The following is a 20536-nucleotide window of genomic DNA, read 5'->3' as shown; positions in this document are numbered from 1 at the left end:
TATAATCATAAAATAGATTAATAAGGGAAGAGGATATAACTAATGAAACGAATTAATGCTGATAAGAAGTATCAATGAGATTTAAGTTATTTATTTACTAGTGATGATGAATGAACGAAGGCGTTACAAAATTATATTAGTCATTATAGTAAATTGTATAATTTAAAAGGAAAATTACATCAACAAGAAAATTTTAAGCAATATGTTTTATTGTCAGAGGCGGGAGAAATTTTAGGTGCAAAACTTTCGCAATATTTACATTATGGTAGTTTAGATACTACTGATGAACGATTTATTAATTTAAGTAATTTAATGATGAATGAGTCATTAAAAATTCAAACTAAGATGTCATTTGTTGAACCGGAATTAAAACAAATTGGTGCGGAAAAAATTATGCAAATGTTAGCAAATGATGCGGAATTAAAAAATTTTGAATATGATTTTCGGTCATTTTTTGAAAAAGTAAAATATTTATTAACAGAAGAACAAGAGGAATTATTAAACAATGTTGCTAAAACGCGAAGTACTAGTTATCAACTTTATGATTTATTAGCATATGCCGATAAGGAAAAACAATATCTTGATTATGATGGTAAAAAACAGGAATTAACAGAATCATTAGCAACTTCAATAGCACAATTATCGCGCCCCAAAGAAGATCAAAAATTACGACAAGAAACTAGTATCTTATTAAACAAACATTTAATTACAAAGAAGCATTCATTAGCTAAAGTGTATGAAGATATTATTCAATATAGTGTTGAAGAAGTTAAATTAAGAAACTATGAAAGTTCATTGCAAGCATCATTATTAGGTGACAAGGTATTGCCAGATATGTATTTAACTTTATTAGAAGTTGGAAAAGCATATATTCATTTATATCGGCGTTTTATTAAAATTAAACAAAAATATTTTCAATTAGATAAATTTTATGTGACTGATAATCATTTATTAATGAATAAAACAGAAACTAATAAGTATGATGTGATGCAGGGGATTTTGATGGTAAAAGCAGCTTTTCAACCATTGGGGGAAGAATATTTAACGATGTTAGATATTGCTTTATTACCAGGGCGGATTGATTATTTTGAAGATACTAACAAACGCGGGGGTGCATATTCATCATCAGGCAAAGGTGTTGAACCAATTATTTTAATGAATTGGGATGATTCATTACGATCTGTTGCTACTTTAGCACATGAATTAGGTCATTCCGTGCATACATTATTTTCTAATAAATATCAACCGCCTAATTTAGCACAATATCCAATTATTTTAGCAGAAGTGGCATCAACTTTTAATGAGCATCTTTTATTCAAATATCTGTATACGCAAGCTAAAGAAAAAGATGAACAAATTTATTTATTGGAAACAAGAATTAATGATTTAATGGCTACTTTCTTTCGTCAAATTCAGTTTGCTAAGTTTGAATGGGAAGCTCATAAATTAGTTGAACAAGAGCAACCGATTAATGCTAGTATTTTAGCAAAACTGTTTAAAGATGTTGCAATTGAGTATGGTTATGATGTTTATGATGAAATTGCTGGTGATGGCATTTATGCTTGACCGCGAATTTTACATTTCTTTAATTCCACTTATTATGTTTATAAATATGCTACTTCGGTCACAGCTTCGTTTAAGTTATATGATGATTTTGAAAAGGGCAATAAGGATAACATTTTGAATTTTCTTAAAGCAGGGGGTCATAAAGAACCAATGTTAATTTTGCAAGATATTGGTATTGATTTAGCACTGGAAGCAACCTATGTGCCGTTAATGGAGCATTTAGAGCAGTTATTGGATGAATTGGAAAAATTATTACAGCTTTAAAATAATAACTAAATTAACTTGTATAAATATAGATGTTAAAAGTCAGAAGTTTACTTCTCACTTTTTTAAATTAGTTTTTAAAATGGGTCACAATATCATTTTTAGAAAATAGTTTCAATGGAAATCATTTAATTTTAGATATAATAATGTCATTATAAGGTTAAGAAAAATGTTTATATTTTAAGGAGTTGATAGTTTTTGAATTTATCAAGGAAAGTTTAATAAATATAAGTAATTAAAAATAGAGAGGTAGTTGCTAAATGCTTAGTCTAAAATCAGGAGAGAGACTTATACAAAAACCAGTTTTAAAAAATATTTTTTTTAAAACTAGCAATATATTTATTATTATATATTAGACTTCTTGCATAACCTATTAAAAAAATTACAAATATTTGTAAAAAGACAGTAATAGAAAAATATAATTTTAATTAATTATGTCTTTTATCTAAAAAATTAATATTTTGCCACAACAAAAAATGAATTTATTATTTAAATTCTTTAATTTTAAATAAATCTTTTATGTTAAATTAATAATTGCAAATTATAAATTGAGGCAATTAAATTAAATCTTAAACCAAATCTTTTTCTACGATTACGATATTTTTCTGTCATAATTTTAAATTTTTTAAGAATAGCAAAAATATTTTCAATAATAATTCTCATTTTTGAAACTAGTCTATTATGTTGTTTTTGTGCTTTATTTAAATGGTTTTTCTTTGTTTTCTTTGTAGGTATTAGAACATTATTGTGAATTTTTTGTATTCCTTGATAACCACTATCAACTATTAATTTGGTATTTTTTAAAATTGAGATTTTTGATTCTTTAAATAAAGCATAATCATGTTTTTCCCCAAGTGAAAAACTTGTTGCAATAATTTTTCTGGTTTCTTGTTCGATAATTACTTGTGTTTTAATGGTGTGTTTTTTCTTTTTACCAGAATAAGATTGTTTTTGTCTTTTTTTGGGCGTTGGATTGGAGTTTCGGTAGCATCAATAATAATAGTTTTATCATTAAAATAATCATTTATTAGTGCTTTTTTACCAGCAAGTTGTTGAAAATCAGAGTTTTTAATTAAAGTATCTTCAATTCACTTGATATTCCGATAACAATTAGCTTCACTAATTCCGAAATTTTTACCAAGATGAAAATAAGTCTGATATTCTCGTCAATATGATAAAGTCATCAATAATCTATTTTCTAGTGATAATTTATTAGTTTTACCACCTTTTTTAAATTTTTCTATTTCAGCTACTTGTAAAATATCTAACATTTTATTAAAAGTGGATTTTTTTATTCCTGTTAATCTTAACCATTCTTTATCATTAAGAGTATTAAATTTATTATTGTTCATATTTTGATATCCTCATAAATTATATTTTATAAGAATATTTTAATAAAAAAAGTATCGCAAGAAGTCTAATGTCTTTTGTTTCTAATTAAAGTTTCTAAATTATTTTTTTGTAAAGAATTAATATTATTTTTTGCTGAAGCTGGTGCATTTCCCACAAGTCCTGCTGTTCCGCTTCCAGCTATTGTTATTGTTACTAAGATTCCTAGTAATTTTTTCATATTAATCAAATTCTTTATATAAATTTTTCCTAATTAATAATAAAATTTATTCAACAGCCTTCCTCCAAAAAACAATCTGCAATCTTTTTACATTGGAATTTAATTATAAACTATTTTTAAAAACTTCCTTATAATTTTGTCGTTATTTATAAAAATTTTAAATAAAAAAATAAATCCATCCCTTTTTTAAAAACCTTCTTGTTCTTGTCATAAGTCTATGGCATATTACACTTCTTGCATAACCTATTAAAAAAATTACAAATATTTGTAAAAAGACATAATTAATTAAAATTATATTTTTCTATTACTGTCTTTTTACAAATATTTGTAATTTTTTTAATAGGTTATGCAAGAAGTCTATTTTTAAAGTATCTTAATATTTCATTTTCTTTGATGATTTGAGCATCGCTATTATTTTTATTAGGTTGCAAATTTGGTTTATTTATAGTTAAACTATTTTTTTTTATTTTCACAAGAAATTAAACTTACTGTTCCAGCTACTGTTAAGATAGTTTCTCCTAAAATTATCAAACATTTTTTCATATTTTATTATCCTTTATTTTATTTTTTACTTGATATTGTAACAAGAGTAATGCTGATTTGTTGCAAGACTTTAAACTTTCATTATGCTTTATTTGATTTTAATTAATTATAAATTGCATTTTTAACACTAATATTATTTTTTTCATCAACTTGTTTTAAAAATTGATATTAATAATACCCTACCACGAAGTTTTGAGAAGGTACAAGTCTTTTTATAAAAATGGTCAAGGCAGATTTTAATGGTGATTTTAATATTTTTTTAATTGTGTAAAGTATCGGGAGGGTAAATTTTTAGTAAAAATTTAATTTTAAAATATTTCATTAATTATGTGTTATAATTATATAATATGAAAAACTATTATAAGATTTGAAAATGAAACCACAAGCAGTACTTTTAAAATATAATTTACATCCGATGAAAAAATGAGGGCAGAATTTTTTAAATAATGAACAAATCGTTAATCAAATTACGAATACTTTTAGATGTGAGAATACTGATGGTATTTTAGAAATTGGAACCGGATTAGGAATAATGACAGTTAGTCTTTTAAAAAAGGCGCAAAAAGTAGTTAGCATTGAAATTGATAAAAAATTAATTCCAATTTTAAATGAACAATTTAAAAATGAAGCAAATTTTAAACTTATTAATAATGATTTTTTAAATGTTAATTTACCATTATTAATTAAAGAACATTTTGTTAATATTAAACGAATTCATATTGTTGCTAATTTACCATATTATTTAACTTCACCAATTTTATTTAAATTATTAGATAATGTTGAATATTTTACGAGTTTTACATTAATGATGCAAAAGGAAGTAGCTCAAAGAATTATTAGTTTACCAGATAATAAAGCATATAGTAATTTAAGTGTAATTTGTCAGTATTATAGTAAAGTGAGTATTCCTTTAAAAGTAAGTCGTCATAATTTTTTTCCTGAACCTAATGTTGATAGTTGAATTGTTCATTTTGATTTACAAAAAAAATATCAAGTTGATAATGAAAGAGAATTTAATGATTTTGTTCGCAAATTATTTGCTATGAAAAGAAAAACTTTACTTAATAATTTAAATGTGATTACTAATAATAAACAAATTTCTGAATCATTAATTTTAAAATTAAATTTACCTTTAACCATTAGAAGCGAACAGTTAACAATTGAACAGTTTATCAATTTATACCATTTTGTTAAAGATAATGGTAATATAATATTAACGAGGAGGTCATTTAATGATAAATAATAGTTATGAGCATGTTGCTTTTTTTGGATTGAATGCCAGTAAAAAATTAGCACAAGAAATTTGTAATATTCTTAAAGTTCCTTTACAGGAAGCAAAAGTAAATAATTTTGCGGATGGTGAAATTTCTGTTGAATCTTTAATGTCAGTTCGTGGTAAAGATGTTTATGTAATTCAATCAACATCATTTCCAGTTAATGAAAATTTAATGCAATTATTAATTTTTATTGATGCTTTAAAACGAGCATCAGCTAATAAAATTAATGTTGTAATTCCATATTTTGGTTATGCACGACAAGATCGGAAAGCAAAAGGGCGTCAACCAATTACTGCCAAATTAGTAGCTAATATGTTAACGGGTGCTGGTGCTGATCGGATTATGTTAGTAGACATTCATTCATCACAAATTCAAGGTTTTTTTGATATTCCTGTTGATGATTTACGATCAAGTCATGATTTTGCGGAATATTTTTTAGAAAAAAAACTTAATAATGTTGTTGTAGTATCGCCAGATCATGGTGGTGTTACCCGAGCGCGACATTTAACAACTTATTTACCTGGCGAATTAGCAGTTGTTGTTAAAAAACGCCCTGAACCTAATGTTACTGAAGTTGAATTTGTGCTTGGTGATATTAAAGATAAAAACTGTATTATTATTGATGATATGATTGATACGGGTGGTACCATTGTTAATGCAGCAAAAGCATTAAAAGATGCTGGTGCCAAAACTGTATATATTGCTGCCACGCATCCAATATTTAGTGGTAAAGCTGTGGAACGATTAAAAAATGCGGTTGCTAGTGGTATTGTTAATGAAGTTGTTGTTACTAATTCAATTGAATTGTTAGAAGCAAAAAAATTTACTGGTTTAAAAATAATTTCTATTGCTGGTTTTTTAGCGAAGATGATTAATGCTTCTATTAATTGTGAATCATTGTCAGAAATATATGCTACTGGTTCAAAAAAATTATCAAATTTACAGGAGTAATAATTAATTAACTCGCATTCTAGCGAGTTTTGTTTATTTAATGAATTTTTTGCGAAAGGTTAAAAAAATGAAATTAATTGTAGGTCTAGGAAACCCTGATAAAGAATATGTCCATACGCGACATAATATTGGTTTTCAAATTATTGATGCTTTAGTTAAAAAATGAAATATTAAGTTAGATAGCAAAAAAATGGATGGTCAATATAGTAAAACGATTAAAAATAATGAAAGTATTATTTTGTTAAAGCCATTAACATATATGAATTTATCAGGATATAGTGTTTCATCAATAACCAATTATTTTAAAATTGCAATATCCGATATCATTGTTATTTATGATGATGTTGATTTACAACTTGGAGTTATAAAATTACGGCATGGCGGTAGTAGCGGTGGTCATAACGGTATTAATAGCATTATTAATAGTTTAAATAGTAATAAAATTAAACGGATTAAAATTGGTATTGGTAAAGATAATGCTTATGATACTAGTTCTTGGGTTTTAGGTAAATTTACTAATAAAGAAAAACCAATCATTGATGACACAGTTAATAAAGTTTTAAATATTATTGATGATTTTGTTGTTGATTTTAATTTTGAAAGAGTTATGAATATTTATAATTAAGTTTTGTAGTAAAATACAAGTAATAATAAAATAATTAAAGGAAGTAATGAAATGAAAAATACATTAGCAATTATTGGTAGTCAATGAGGTGATGAAGGAAAAGGCAAAATAAGTGATTATTTTGCGCAAAATAGTGCCGTTATTGTTCGCTGAGCTGGTGGTGATAATGCTGGTCATACAATAGTTTTTAATAATGAAAAATATAAGTTAAATTTAGTTCCGTCAGGGATATTTAATGAGCAAGCAATTAATATTATTGCTAATGGTTGTGTTATTAATTTAGAAAAGTTAATTATAGAAATTAAAAGCTTACAAGATAAGGGTTTTTCATGTCGTAATTTAAAAATTTCAAATCGTGCCCATATCATTATGCCATATCATTTAAAAATTGATGAATATCAAGAAGCAAAGCGAAAAAATATTGTTGGGACAACTAAAAGAGGCATTGGTCCCACATATGAAGATAAAATCACAAGAGTAGGCATTAGAATTTGTGATTTAGAAAATCCATTAACATTAAAAGCAAAATTAGAAAATGTTATTGCGATTAAAGAAGATATTTTAAAAAAAATATATCAAGATAATTTGAATATTATAGTAGATGATTTATTAAAACAATGTCAAGAGTGATATGCGGTAATTAAACAATATGTTTGTGATACTTCATTATTATTAAATAATTTAATTAAAGCAAATCAAAAAGTATTATTTGAAGGTGCCCAAGGGGTAATGCTAGATATTGACCACGGAACATATCCTTTTGTTACTAGTTCTAATCCATCAGCATCATCAATTGCTGTTGGGGCGGGAATTGCTCCGTGAATGGTTAATAATATATTAGCAATTAGTAAACCATATAATACTCGTGTTGGTAATGGTGTGTTAATTACGGAAATAAATGTTGAAATGGCCCATACAATTAGAGAAGTTGGTAAAGAATATGGTACGGTATCATTACGACCACGCCGGATTGGTTGATTAGATATTGTTGTTTTACAACATGCAAGTCGTGTTAATGGATTTACATCATTAGCAATTATGCTTTTAGATGTTTTAAGCAATATTAAATTATTAAAATTATGTGTTGCTTATATTTATAAGGGTGAAAAAATTAATTATATTCCCGCTGATATTGAAGAGTATGAAAAATGTCAACCAGTTTATAAAGAATTAGCTGGTTGAGAAGCGGATATTACAAAAGTAAAATCGTGAGCAGAATTACCTGAAAATGCTAAAATTTATTTACAAACAATTAGTAAATTAGTTGATTTACCATTGGCATTATTTTCTGTTGGTCCAGATCGTGAACAAACAATTTTATTAACTGAAATATTTTAAGAAAAAAGAGGTTTTAATTAATGGCAACAGTAGCAATTTTTTTAGCAACTGGTTATGAAGAAATTGAAGCAATAACTGTTATTGATATTTTACGAAGAGCAAAAATTAATATTGATATTATTAGTAGTGAAAATAAAGATTTTATTGTGGGTGCTAATAATATTACTATTAAAAGTGATTATTATTTTAGTCAAATGCCTAATGATTATGCGATGCTAATTTTACCTGGTGGAGCGACGGGTGTTAATAATTTACAAAAAAATGAACATTTAATGAACTTATTAAAAACATTTAATAAACAAAATAAATTTATTGCTGCGATTTGTGCTGCCCCGCAAATTTTAGGATTGTTAGGTATTGCTAATAATAAGAATATTAGTGTTTATCCTGAGTGTTTCAATGGTTTAGAAACTGCTAAAATTATTAGCAATGAAGCGGTTGTTATTGATGGTCATATTATTACGGCATCATCAGCTGGTGTTGCAATTAAGTTTGCTTTACAACTAGTCGCGATATTAACTAATGATAATATTAAAGAAATGATTACAAAGCAGTTAGTAATTTTATAAATCTATTTCTATAAAGGAGGAACAAAGATGATTAAGCGTTATCAAACAAAAGAAATGAAAGTGATTTGAAGTGAAGAAAAGAAATATGATACTTGATTAAAAGTAGAATTATTAGTGTGTGATGCCTGAGGCAATTTAGGATTAATTGATAAATCTGATTTAAAAAAATTGAAAAAAGTTAAAGTTGATTTAAAATTAATGAATAGTTTAGAAAAGCAAACACAACATGATATGATTGCTTTTACAAGAATGTTGTCACATAGTTTAGAAAATGAAAAGCGCTGAATTCATTTAGGATTAACTTCAACTGATGTTGTTGATACCGCTCAAAATTATTTAATTAAGCAAGCAAACGATGTTATTGCTAAAGAACTGCAAAAATTATTAGATAATTTAAAACTGAAAGCGTTAAAATATCGGAATTTAATTTGTATTGGCAGAACACACGGCATATTTGCCGAACCGACTTCTTTTGGTTTAAAATTTGTTTTATGGTATGAAGAAATTAATAGGCAAGTGGAAAGATTTTTGTTAGCGCGCAAGCAAATTGAAGTTATTAAAATTTCTGGTTCGGTTGGTAATTATGCAAATGTTGAACCAGTTGTGGAAGATTTTGTCAGACAAGAGTTAGGATTAGGCATTGATAATATTTCAACACAAGTAACCCAAAGAGATCGGCATGCGTTTCTTTTTAGTGTTTTTGCAAATATTGCTTCCACATTAGAAAAAATTGCTCTTGAAATTCGTCATAGTCAACGAAGTGAAGTTGATGAAATCCGCGAAGGATTTTCATTAAACCAAAAAGGTTCTAGTGCGATGCCTCATAAGCAAAATCCAATTGGGAGTGAAAATATTTGTGGGTTAGCGCGTCTGATTCGTGCTAATAGTGTTGTTGCTTATGAAAATAATTTGTTATGAAATGAAAGAGATATTTCGCATAGTTCTAATGAAAGAATAATTATTAGTGGAACATTTTCATTATTACATTTTATTTTAAAGCGGATGAATGCGATTCTTAATCTTTTAGAAGTTAATGAAAAAAATATTGCTTTAAATATTGAAAAAACATTTAATACTTTTTTTAGTCAAAGATTATTATTAGAAATTATTAAGAAAACTCAATTTTCTCGTGAAGAAATTTATGATTTTTTACAAGAGTGTACTTTTGCTAGTTTAAAAGAAAAACGAGATTTTAAGGAAGTTGTTAAAGAATATAAAGTTTCTAAATATTTAGATGATGAGCAATTAGAAAAATGTTTTGATATTAATTATTTTGTTCGTAATGTTAATATTATTTATGAACGGGTTTTTCCTAAAAGAGAATAGGATAAGATAATAATGATTCAGAAAAGTTTTCGTAATGAGCGACCATCGTTATATTTAGTAGCAACACCAATTGGCAATTTAAAAGAGTTAAATAGTCGGATTGCAGAAACTTTACAACTGGTTGTTGTAATTTTTTGTGAAGATACAAGAGTAAGTAAGAAAATATTACAACATTTTAATATTAAGAAAAAACTTATTTCGTTACATCAACATAATGAAAAAGAACGAATTGATTTAGTATTACAATTTTTAAATAATAATCAATCAGTTGCTTTGCTAAGTGATGCTGGCTATCCATTAATATCGGATCCCGGATATCAATTAGTCCAAGCAGTAATTGCTAAGGAATATAATGTTGTTAGTATTAGTGGTTCTAGTGCGTTATTAAATGCTTTAGTTTGTTCGGGATTACCACCATATCCGTTTTCCTTTTGAGGTTTTTTAGACCACAAAGTAGGAAAACTTAAACAACAAGTTGAACAATTAAAATATCATTCTGAATCGTTAATTTTTTATGTTGGTGTGCATCATTTAGAAAAAACATTAAGAGTGATGCAAGAAATTTTAGGTAATCGTGATGTTTGTTTAGCAAGAGAGTTAACAAAGATGTATGAAACTATTTATCGAATGTCATTAAATGATATTATTAACCTTGATTTAGCTTCATTAAAGGGTGAATTTGTGTTAATTGTTAAAGGATATGAAGCGGTGGTTGATTATCATTCTTTAACTATTAAAGACCACATTATCTTAGTAGCTAAAAAGCAAAATATTACTATTAAAGAAGCAATTAAGGAAGTAGCAAATATGCGAAATCTTCCTAAAAGTCTTGTATATCAAGTCTATCATCAAGAGTAACCCTAGGAGCAGAAATGTTGACATTTTCCTATTTTTACTGTATAATTAACGACTTAAGGTATAAAATAGGAAAAGAAAGTTTCAGTTTATACTGAACAAATTATTAAAAAAAGAGGGAAAAATATGAATATGAATGGAACAAAGCGTTTATTAATGGTTTTAACTAGTATTACATTAGGTTTAGGAACAGCGACAATTGGTTTAGTTGCTTGTTCAACAGGGACAGTTACTTTTGATAAAATCACAAGTCAAGAAGCAATTGCTCAACTTAAAACAAATTTTGCTAATACTGTTAATACTTTAAAGACAAGAATTAAAACTTTTGAAAATCAATATGATGCACAAAAACAAGCATTTAAAGCAGTAAAAGGTAAGATTGATAACCTAATTAGTAGTGTAAAAACTATTGGAGAAAATAATGATGCATTATTACTAGAACTTAAAACGCAATATGATGCGATTAAATCAAATGATACAGTTGTTGTAATTAAAGAGTTAACTGAATTTAATAGTGAAAAAACTACTGCTTTAAAGTATGTTAAGGCTCTTGAAGACTACCGATTTGAAAAAGAAAAATCTTTAAATGCTAAATTAGTTAAGAAGGATGAACAAATTGAATCATATGAACAACAAGTTAAGTTAATTACTGATTTAGTTGCTAATTTTGGTAAAGAAGGTAGTTTAAAAAAACTTAAAAAAGTAAAAGAAGAAGCAAAATTTGAAGAACAAGTTGATCATATTAAAGCTGAGTTTGAAAGAATAATTAAAGAAAAAACTAAGCTTAATACTGAAAATTAAGCAAATAAGCAAGAAATTAAGGATGCTAATGAGACTTTTAGATGCTTTACAAATAGCGATTGATACTGGTAAAGCCGTTAAAACTGAATTAGAAACTGCTGTTGACAACTTAGAAAATTTAATTAACGACTTCAAATAATAAGAGGCAATATTATGATGTTTAAAAATCTTTTAAACCTTTTAATTGTAGCTAGTTTGACAGTTGGGGTAGGGGTTACTTTAACAGTCTGTGCTGATAAAGCACCAATTCCTACGGAACAAAACTTAATTGTTAACGATAGTATTTTTGATGAAATTGTTAATAACACTTTATTTCGTGTTGAAAAACAAAGTTTAGTGAATAAAATTAATGATTTTACTAATCAAATAAAAAATCTTGATAAAAATATTTATTTATGTATTATACCACATACTTATGACAAAAACAAGAATTTTTTTAAAAAGGGTGAATTTATTTTTTATTTAAAATTTTTATAAATAACGACAAATTCTAAGAAAATTGTTAAAAATAGTTTACAATTAAATTCCAAGGTAAAAAGATTACAGATTAATTTTTTGGAGAAAGGCTGTTGATCGTTGAATAAATTTTTATTAATTAGTAAAAATTCACGAAAAGGAAGTTAATTTAATATGAAAAAATTACTGGGAATCTTAGGAACAATAACAATTGCAGGAAGTGGAATGGCAGGACTTGTTGGCAATGCCCCAGCAAAAAAAGAAATTAATTAAAAACAAGCAAGTAATCTAGAAACTTTAAATAGAAATAAAAGAGAAATTAAAAAAAATATTAGTTTTTTAAAGACAATTTCAATTTCTTCTGATACTAATCAACTTTTATATAAACCTTTAGTTTATAACGAAAATATAATTTATTTTATTACTTTTCAAAAAGTAATTGAATATAATTTAAAAAATATGGCATCGCGGGTTGTTTTAGAATCAGATAAAAACTTAAAATTTGGAGTAATTTTACATAATAAATTATATTTTATAAGAATATTTTAATAAAAAAGGTATCGCAAGAAGTCTAATTTATAATTTGCAATTATTAATTTAACATAAAAGACTTATTTAAAATTAAAGAATTTAAATAATAAATTCATTTTTTGTTGTGGCAAAATATTAATTTTTTAGATAAAAGACATAATTAATTAAAATTATATTTTTCTATTACTGTCTTTTTACAAATATTTGTAATTTTTTTAATAGGTTATGCAAGAAGTCTATTTTATAAGAATATTTTAATAAAAAAGGTATCGCAAGAAGTCTAATGAAAAAACTTTTAAGAAAATTATTTAAAAAAGATAATTCAAAAGAAAAAATGCCGTTAAAATTAAGAATTAAAAATTCTTTTAAAAAACAGGGGTTAAAGGTAGTATTAAGTATCATTTTTATTTTTATAAGCTTATTAATTTGTGCATTAACAGCAATCGATACTAAATGAATAACCGGAACAAGTGAAGAATTTAATAAATTTATGAATGAAGAGATGGTTAAGTTCTTTGGCAAATTTAATAGTGGCATTATGCTCGCAGGAATATTTATTTTCTGATCAGGCGGATCGATATATTTTGCACTTAAATTTGAAAAATTAATCCGCTTTATTATTCAGAAAATTAAAGCAAAAAGAGTTCTAAAAAATGAAACTAAACAAGTTAATTAATTTTTTAAAAAGATATTGATGAATAATACTTAATTACATTAGACTTCTTGCATAACCTATTAAAAAAATTACAAATATTTGTAAAAAGACAGTAATAGAAAAATATAATTTTAATTAATTATGTCTTTTATCTAAAAAATTAATATTTTGCCACAACAAAAAATGAATTTATTATTTAAATTCTTTAATTTTAAATAAATCTTTTATGTTAAATTAATAATTGCAAATTATAAATTGAGGCAATTAAATTAAATCTTAAACCAAATCTTTTTCTACGATTACGATATTTTTCTGTCATAATTTTAAATTTTTTAAGAATAGCAAAAATATTTTCAATAATAATTCTCATTTTTGAAACTAGTCTATTATGTTGTTTTTGTGCTTTATTTAAATGGTTTTTCTTTGTAGGTATTAGAACATTATTGTGAATTTTTTGTATTCCTTGATAACCACTATCAACTATTAATTTGGTATTTTTTAAAATTGGGATTTTTGATTCTTTAAATAAAGCATAATCATGTTTTTTCCCAAGTGAAAAACTTGTTGCAATAATTTTTCTGGTTTCTTGTTCGATAATTACTTGTGTTTTAATGGTGTGTTTTTTCTTTTTACCAGAATAAGATTGTTTTTGTCTTTTTTGGGCGTTGGATTGGAGTTTCGGTAGCATCAATAATAATAGTTTTATCATTAAAATAATCATTTATTAGTGCTTTTTTACCAGCAAGTTGTTGAAAATCAGAGTTTTTAATTAAAATATCTTCAATTCACTTGATATTCCGATAACAATTAGCTTCACTAATTCCGAAATTTTTACCAAGATGAAAATAAGTCTGATATTCTCGTCAATATGATAAAGTCATCAATAATCTATTTTCTAGTGATAATTTATTAGTTTTACCACCTTTTTTAAATTTTTCTATTTCAGCTACTTGTAAAATATCTAACATTTTATTAAAAGTGGATTTTTTTATTCCTGTTAATCTTAACCATTCTTTATCATTAAGAGTATTAAATTTATTATTGTTCATATTTTGATATCCTCATAAATTATATTTTATAAGAATATTTTAATAAAAAAGGTATCGCAAGAAGTCTAATAATTTTTTATTGTGTAAAAATTCAATAATATGATAAAATGGTAATGAATAAAAATGACAATAATAAGGAAAGGCAGGTTAGTTTAGTAATTAAATAATATAATTAGCTGATTGTTTTGCTTCTTAAAAGCAATACCTAAGAAAACTAAACGCGACCTATAAAAAAGTCTTGTTTTTATTTGGGAAGTAAATAAGATATAATTTAAGGGAAATAAATTAAAAGGTATTAAAGTAGGTAATTTAAATGGCATATGATGTAATTATTATTGGCGGTGGACACGCTGGGGTGGAAGCAGCTTTAGCTTGTGCACGATTGAAACATAAGACATTGATGGTTACTCTTGATCCGACAAAGATTGGGAGTATGCCTTGTAATCCATCAATTGGTGGTCCTGCTAAGGGAATTGTTGTTAGAGAAATTGATGCTTTGGGTGGTGAGATGGCTAAAGCTGCGGATAAAACAGCATTACAAATGAAACTATTAAATAGTTCACGCGGACCAGCAGTGTGAGCATTAAGAACGCAATCGGATAAGATTGCATATAGTAAATATATGTATGATGTTATTAGGCAACAAGATAATTTAACGGTACTATCAGCAATGGTAAATGAGTTGTTAATAGAAAATCATACTGTTAAGGGTATCATTTTAAATGACGGTACAATAATTAAAGCTAAAAAAGTTATTTTAACAACAGGTACTTATATGGAAGCTAAAGTTTTACAAGGGTCTAGTGTTAAACAGGAAGGTCCTGATGGACAAAAAGGTTCTTATGGAATATCAAAACAATTAGCACAATTAGGATTTAAAGTTATTCGCTTAAAAACGGGAACACCACCACGAGTTCATAAAGATAGTATTGATTACAGTAAAATGCAATTAGAATTAGGAACTGATTTACCATTAGCATTTTCTTTTTCTACAAAAGAGTTTGTTCCTTTAAAAAAACAAGTTCCTTGCTGACTTATTTATACTAATGAAAACACTCATAAAATTATTAATGAAAATTTAAAGGCATCAGCAATGTATCGTGCTATCCCCACTAGTGTTGGACCAAGATATTGTCCAAGTATTGAAGATAAGGTTGTTAGATTTGCTGATAAATTACGACATCAAATTTTTTTAGAACCAGAATCAGTTGCTTTAGAAACAATTTATGTTCAAGGATTTTCTACATCAATGCCCATTGATATTCAAGATCGGATGTTAAGAACTTTGCCGGGATTAGAAAATGTTCAAGTTCTTAAATGAGCTTATGCCATTGAATATGATGCTATTGATCCTTTACAACTAAAAACAACCTTAGAAACCAAAATAATTAAAAATTTATTTAGTGCTGGACAAATTAATGGTACTAGTGGTTATGAAGAAGCTGCTTGTCAAGGATTAATGGCAGCGATTAATGTTCATTGTCAATTAGTGAATAAGGAACCATTTATTTTAAGAAGAGATGAAGCGTATATTGGCGTTTTAATTGATGACTTAGTTACTAAAGGAGTATCAGAACCTTATCGGTTATTAACTTCACGAGCTGAACATCGGATTTTTTTAAGAAATGATAATGCTGAAGATCGTTTAAAACAATATGCTTATGATATTGGTTTAGTAAGTAGGGTAGAGTGAGATGAATATCAAAAGCAATGTCAATTACAAAATATTGTTGAAAATGAATTAAGAGTAACACGATTTACACCTAATTCAACAATTCAAAAGGCATTACAAGAAAGTAATTTTTCATTGTTAACTGCTGGTATTAGTGCGTGAGATTTACTAAAACGACCAGAAATATCATTAAATTTTTTATTACCTTATGTTACTAGTATTAGTTTATTAAATCAAAATCAAAAAACTAATTGTGAAATTAAAAATAAATTTAGTGGTTATTTAATTCGTCATCAAAAGCAAATTATGCGAAAAATTAAATTAGAAAAAAAACAAATTCCGCAAGATATTAACTATGATTTTGTTGCTAATATTGCTATTGAAGCCAAAGAAAAATTAAAGTTAGTTCAACCGCTAACAGTCGCTCAAGCTTCACGAATTTCGGGAGTTAATCCCGCCGATATTGTATCATTGTTATTTCATTTACGAAAAAAATATCCACAAACTAGTTAATAATTAGTTTGTTAAGGTGGGAATAAAGTGGATAAAATCTTTAAATTAATAAATAGTATTAATATTGCTAGTATCTTTGCTCTTCCCATTTTTGGTTATAGTCGTTCTGTTACTGATCAAGCAGTTATTTTTGCTAATCATCCATTAAGTATTTATGATAATGCAACAACAAAAAATTTTTATAATTCATCAATTGATATTTTAGATAATTATTGGATTATTGATAATTTTGCTGATAAGACGACGCAATTGTTATTTTGACAAAATATGTTGAATACGCATACTAAAAATAAAACAAAATATTTTATTGCTTTAAATCATAATTTTGCTAATAATATTCCTAGTTTAACAAAAGAGTTAGAAAAGTCGATTGCTACGGGTAATAAAATTATTACCATAGATTATGATTACGTTCATAATTCTGTTAGTAATAAAATTGTTAATTTAGTTGAAATTAAATTTGATGTTTTGACAATGGGTTATAATTTAGGATATCAATCAGGGATTTATATGTTAAAAAATTATCAAGATTTTGTAATTAATGATAATAAAATTCAAGTTAGTGCTGTTGAATATTTAAATGATCAATTAGCACAACGATTAATTTTTGGGTTTCAACAAGGACTATATCAAGCGCAAATTGATAGTAAGCAAGATGGTGGTGGTTATGAGTTTAATTTTGTTGATTGGCAAACATCAATTGATAATCGTGATCCTTTAATTAGCTCTGATTGGAATCGTACTAATATGTATAATACTGCAAAAGCATTATTAGAAAATCATCAAGTTAGTTTAATTTTTGATCCGTTGTTATTATATAGTAATAATTTAGTAAAATCTTTTATTGATAATAATCATAATTTAAAAAAACATTATTTTGTTAGTGTTGATATTATGAATAAAGAAAAATATCATATTAAATCCAAAAATTATTTACTTGCTAGTATTAATCGTAATTTTACAGGTATATTATCTAAAATTTATCATTCTGAGGAAATAAAACCACAGTTATTAACTGATTGAATTTTCGTTAGTGATATTATTGTTGATGTCCAAGATATTAAATTTTCTCATCAACAATTTGATAATAATAAATTTGTGTGAAAGCCTTTGCAATGTAATGTTATTAATGCTCCATTATCACAACATTTTTGTAAAGAAGGAACTAGCTAATGTCATCACCTTTAATTGAATTTAATAATGTTTATAAACAATATCAAGATAATTTAGTTTTAAATAATATTACTTTAAAGGTAAATTCTGGTGAAATTCATGCCTTAGTTGGTGATAATGGGGCTGGTAAAACAACTTGTGTGCGTTTATTAGCTGGTTTGGAAAATCCTACTAATGGTGTGATTAAAGTTGCTAATAAACGCATTGGACAATTTTTTACTCCTAACTATCAAATTAGTTATGCTGGACAAGATACTTACTTTATTCCTGATTTTAGTGTTCGTCAAAATATAGTTTTGGGAAATGAACCACAATTTTTGAAAATATTTATTAATTGAGGAAAAACTGAAGCTAAAATTGAAAAATTAATGCGGAAGTATAAAATTTATGTTGATTTAAATAAACAGTTTGGGATTCTTTCATTATCAGAACAAAGAAAGGTGGCATTACTAAGAGCTTTGTACCAAAAACCACGAATTTTAGTTTTAGATGAGCCAACAGTTGGTTTACCTTTGGAACAAGAAGAGGAGTTTTTACCAATTTTTAAATCTTTTATTAAAGATAAAATTACAGTAATTTTTTCAACACGAAGTAAAGAATTTGCTAAAGCAGTGTCAAATCATTATTCATTATTAAATAAAGGTCGGATTGTGTGGACAAAGCATAATAAAAATGTTTTAAAAGTAAAGAAAATTCAGCATAAATATTGAACAACAATGATTGACCATAAAAAAGTTTCTTTAAAAAAAAGAGAATTAGTGTTATATGCTGAAGATATTAGTTTTAATAAACGCAATTATCCAAAATTAGAAGGCATTGATTTAATTTTACAAGTTGGTGAAATTTTAGGAGTTTATGATCGCACAAATATTAGTAGTTCCTTAATTGGGGATATAATTTCAGGAAAAACTAAATCACCAACAGTAAGAATATTTTTTAAAAATAATAGTATTAATAAAAAGAATCAGACTTACCGTTATAAATTAGGCATTGATTTAGTACCAGAAAATTTTTTACAAGATGCAACTATTGATAGTTATTCTTTAATTGATAATTTTATTTTATGGCATCATAATAATTCTAAATATTTAAATGCTGGAGTTTTAAGGCGTGATGATATTTGATTTAAATTAAAAAAGATTTTACAAAATTATCAAATGCCTGATTTTATTAATGGTAATAGTATTGCTAATACTTTATCTAATGGTGAATTACAAAAATTTGTTTTAGCAAGGACATTAGAAACGAACCCGAAAGTTGTTATTTTAGTTAATCCGTTAATGCATTTAGATAATGATTCAGCAAAATTGATTATTAATCGGATTATTGCCTTGCAAAAAAAGGGCGTAGCATTTCTTTTAATTGATTGTGATTCGCATCTTTTAGAATTATTAGCTAATCGGGTGACAGTTATTCAAAATGGGAGAATGGTTGCTACCTTAGAAGGGGATGATGTTAAAAGTAATATTTTAAATAATCCGTTGGTTCTTTCTAAAAAACGCGAAGATTTGATTGATAAACATATTCAAATTACTAAAAGTGAATTAAAATATAAAAGTATTTCTCGAAAAGTTTTATTGTGGCAAAAAATTATTAATAAAATTACAATATTTAAAGATAAAATTGTGCAAGTAATAGCGACAATTAAAATAAGGATTACGGGTGGTTAAAAATGAATATTATAAGAAATTTTTGAACTAACAAAAAATTAAAAGCAGTAACGGTGGTTTCATTAACAGTAGTTTTGCTTTTTGTTTTATCGGCAATAATTTTTACGCTTTTTAAAGTTAGTTCTTTGAAAGCATATGATACATTATTTTTAATGCCTTTTAATGATATTAATCATTTTCATAATTTTGTAAATTCATTTTCATATTTGCTATTAGCATCATTAGCTTCGCTAGTAGCATTTCGGTTTCGAATTTATAATCTTGGAGTTATTGGGCAAATGATTATTGGGGCAACAATCACATTTATTACTTCACGATTATTAAGTTCTATTGGTATTACTACTAAATTTACAACAATATTATTAATTTTAGTATCAATTATTGCGGGGGCATTGTATGCTCTCATTGCTGGTTTTTTTAAAACTTATTTTAAGATTAATGAAATGGCATCAACTTTGTTGCTTAATATTATTGCTTTTAATATTTATTATCATTTACCAGAATGAAGTCAATATAATGATGGTATTATTAATAATAATGCTTCTTTAATAATTAAATTAAGTATGACGGTTTATTTTTCCATTACAATTTTTATTGCTTTGTTTATTTATGGTTTTGTAACGATTTTATTAGATCGTCGTGTGTTTGGTTTTCGTTTAGAATTAACGGTTGCTAATGCTGAGGCAGCGCAATATGCAAGATTAAATCCTAATGCTAAGCAATTAATTATTATCACAATTTCTGGAGCAATTGCTGGAATTGCGGGCTATACTTATTATGTTGCTAATTTAAATAAATTAGGAACATTAAGTTCAACAATGTTACAAGAATTTGATAATTTGTTGATTCCTTTATGAGCATTTAATTCGCGTATTGGCGTCTTGTTGCTTAGTATTTTAGTTGGTTTAATTCGTTCGCAAACTCAATTTCTTTCGTTGACATCATTTGATTATGAAATCATTGATATTATTTTTTCATTTTGTATTACCGTTTCTGTTTTAGTAAGCTATATTATTTTATGAAAACAAGAACCGAAGTTTTTAATTAATTTTAGAATGCGGGAGGCGTTCGTAAACCAACGACCTGATGTTAATGATGCAACTAAGATAATTAATAAGGGGCGACGATAATT

General features: G+C 26.0%; 20 protein-coding genes. 15 read left to right on the top strand and 5 right to left on the bottom strand.

Annotated features, from left to right (window positions below; genetic code table 4):
- The first annotated feature begins 42 nt into the window (after positions 1-42).
- On the top strand, positions 43-1830 hold the full coding sequence (gene pepF / locus AACK86_RS05815; protein WP_338981839.1) for an oligoendopeptidase F: 1788 nt from the start codon (positions 43-45) through the stop codon (positions 1828-1830).
- A 522-nt stretch (positions 1831-2352) separates the two neighbouring features.
- Here the strand turns inward: pepF and AACK86_RS08020 are convergent.
- From AACK86_RS08020 to AACK86_RS05805, 3 genes are all read right to left on the bottom strand, one after another.
- Positions 2353-2745 (bottom strand): transposase family protein, encoded by a 393-nt coding sequence (locus AACK86_RS08020; protein ID WP_338982695.1) that lies wholly within the window; start codon positions 2743-2745, stop codon positions 2353-2355.
- The gene (locus AACK86_RS08015) at positions 2730-3182 is read right to left on the bottom strand and encodes a transposase family protein (protein ID WP_422398239.1); all 453 of its coding nucleotides are present in this window, start codon (positions 3180-3182) and stop codon (positions 2730-2732) included. Before AACK86_RS08015 ends, AACK86_RS08020 begins: the two co-directional genes overlap by 16 nt.
- Positions 3183-3247: 65 nt before the next feature.
- The gene (locus tag AACK86_RS05805) at positions 3248-3400 is read right to left on the bottom strand and encodes a hypothetical protein (RefSeq protein ID WP_338981837.1); all 153 of its coding nucleotides are present in this window, start codon (positions 3398-3400) and stop codon (positions 3248-3250) included.
- Positions 3401-4316: 916 nt separating this feature from the next.
- Between AACK86_RS05805 and rsmA the strand changes: the two genes are divergently transcribed.
- From rsmA to AACK86_RS05755, 10 genes are all read left to right on the top strand, one after another.
- Positions 4317-5186 (top strand): 16S rRNA (adenine(1518)-N(6)/adenine(1519)-N(6))-dimethyltransferase RsmA, encoded by an 870-nt coding sequence (gene rsmA / locus AACK86_RS05800; RefSeq protein ID WP_338981836.1) that lies wholly within the window; start codon positions 4317-4319, stop codon positions 5184-5186.
- Positions 5176-6171, top strand: coding sequence for a ribose-phosphate pyrophosphokinase (locus AACK86_RS05795; protein ID WP_338981835.1), 996 nt, complete (start codon positions 5176-5178; stop codon positions 6169-6171). Before rsmA ends, AACK86_RS05795 begins: the two co-directional genes overlap by 11 nt.
- A gap of 67 nt (positions 6172-6238) precedes the next feature.
- The gene (gene pth, locus AACK86_RS05790; RefSeq protein WP_338981834.1) at positions 6239-6796 is read left to right on the top strand and encodes an aminoacyl-tRNA hydrolase; all 558 of its coding nucleotides are present in this window, start codon (positions 6239-6241) and stop codon (positions 6794-6796) included.
- 51 nt (positions 6797-6847) lie between these two features.
- On the top strand, positions 6848-8134 hold the full coding sequence (locus tag AACK86_RS05785; protein WP_338981833.1) for an adenylosuccinate synthase: 1287 nt from the start codon (positions 6848-6850) through the stop codon (positions 8132-8134).
- Between the two features lie 20 nt (positions 8135-8154).
- On the top strand, positions 8155-8703 hold the full coding sequence (locus AACK86_RS05780; protein ID WP_338981832.1) for a DJ-1 family glyoxalase III: 549 nt from the start codon (positions 8155-8157) through the stop codon (positions 8701-8703).
- Between the two features lie 27 nt (positions 8704-8730).
- Positions 8731-10029: an adenylosuccinate lyase gene (gene purB, locus AACK86_RS05775; protein ID WP_338981831.1), complete on the top strand. Its 1299-nt coding sequence runs from the start codon at positions 8731-8733 to the stop codon at positions 10027-10029.
- 12 nt (positions 10030-10041) lie between these two features.
- On the top strand, positions 10042-10887 hold the full coding sequence (gene rsmI / locus AACK86_RS05770; RefSeq protein ID WP_338981830.1) for a 16S rRNA (cytidine(1402)-2'-O)-methyltransferase: 846 nt from the start codon (positions 10042-10044) through the stop codon (positions 10885-10887).
- Between the two features lie 129 nt (positions 10888-11016).
- Positions 11017-11685, top strand: coding sequence for a hypothetical protein (locus AACK86_RS05765; RefSeq protein ID WP_338981829.1), 669 nt, complete (start codon positions 11017-11019; stop codon positions 11683-11685).
- A gap of 156 nt (positions 11686-11841) precedes the next feature.
- On the top strand, positions 11842-12162 hold the full coding sequence (locus tag AACK86_RS05760) for a hypothetical protein (RefSeq protein ID WP_338981828.1): 321 nt from the start codon (positions 11842-11844) through the stop codon (positions 12160-12162).
- 793 nt (positions 12163-12955) lie between these two features.
- Complete coding sequence (locus AACK86_RS05755) at positions 12956-13348, top strand: hypothetical protein (protein ID WP_338981827.1); 393 nt, start codon at positions 12956-12958, stop codon at positions 13346-13348.
- A 208-nt stretch (positions 13349-13556) separates the two neighbouring features.
- Here the strand turns inward: AACK86_RS05755 and AACK86_RS08010 are convergent, their stop codons facing one another.
- Positions 13557-14015 carry a transposase family protein gene (locus AACK86_RS08010; protein WP_422398237.1) on the bottom strand — a complete coding sequence of 153 codons (459 nt, stop codon included), beginning with the start codon at positions 14013-14015 and terminating at the stop codon, positions 13557-13559.
- The gene (locus tag AACK86_RS08005) at positions 13957-14376 is read right to left on the bottom strand and encodes a transposase family protein (RefSeq protein ID WP_422398214.1); all 420 of its coding nucleotides are present in this window, start codon (positions 14374-14376) and stop codon (positions 13957-13959) included. The genes AACK86_RS08010 and AACK86_RS08005 overlap by 59 nt, the downstream gene beginning before the upstream one ends.
- A 313-nt stretch (positions 14377-14689) precedes the next feature.
- Here AACK86_RS08005 and mnmG point away from each other — a divergent pair, with 313 nt between their 5' ends.
- From mnmG to AACK86_RS05730, 4 genes are read left to right on the top strand one after another with little or no spacing between them, the layout of a single operon-like run.
- Complete coding sequence (mnmG, locus tag AACK86_RS05745) at positions 14690-16561, top strand: tRNA uridine-5-carboxymethylaminomethyl(34) synthesis enzyme MnmG (RefSeq protein ID WP_338981825.1); 1872 nt, start codon at positions 14690-14692, stop codon at positions 16559-16561.
- Between the two features lie 27 nt (positions 16562-16588).
- On the top strand, positions 16589-17734 hold the full coding sequence (locus AACK86_RS05740; RefSeq protein ID WP_338981824.1) for a hypothetical protein: 1146 nt from the start codon (positions 16589-16591) through the stop codon (positions 17732-17734).
- On the top strand, positions 17734-19404 hold the full coding sequence (locus tag AACK86_RS05735; RefSeq protein ID WP_338981823.1) for an ATP-binding cassette domain-containing protein: 1671 nt from the start codon (positions 17734-17736) through the stop codon (positions 19402-19404). Before AACK86_RS05740 ends, AACK86_RS05735 begins: the two co-directional genes overlap by 1 nt.
- Before the next feature lie 2 nt (positions 19405-19406).
- On the top strand, positions 19407-20534 hold the full coding sequence (locus tag AACK86_RS05730) for an ABC transporter permease subunit (RefSeq protein WP_338981822.1): 1128 nt from the start codon (positions 19407-19409) through the stop codon (positions 20532-20534).
- Positions 20535-20536: the final 2 nt, after the last annotated feature.

The organism is Spiroplasma endosymbiont of Eupeodes luniger (assembly GCF_964019525.1).
In the GTDB taxonomy this organism is placed as follows: domain Bacteria; phylum Bacillota_I; class Bacilli_A; order Mycoplasmatales; family Nriv7; genus Nriv7.
Note: the sequence above shows the minus strand (reverse complement) of the source record. Positions and strands in the feature narration are given on the sequence as shown.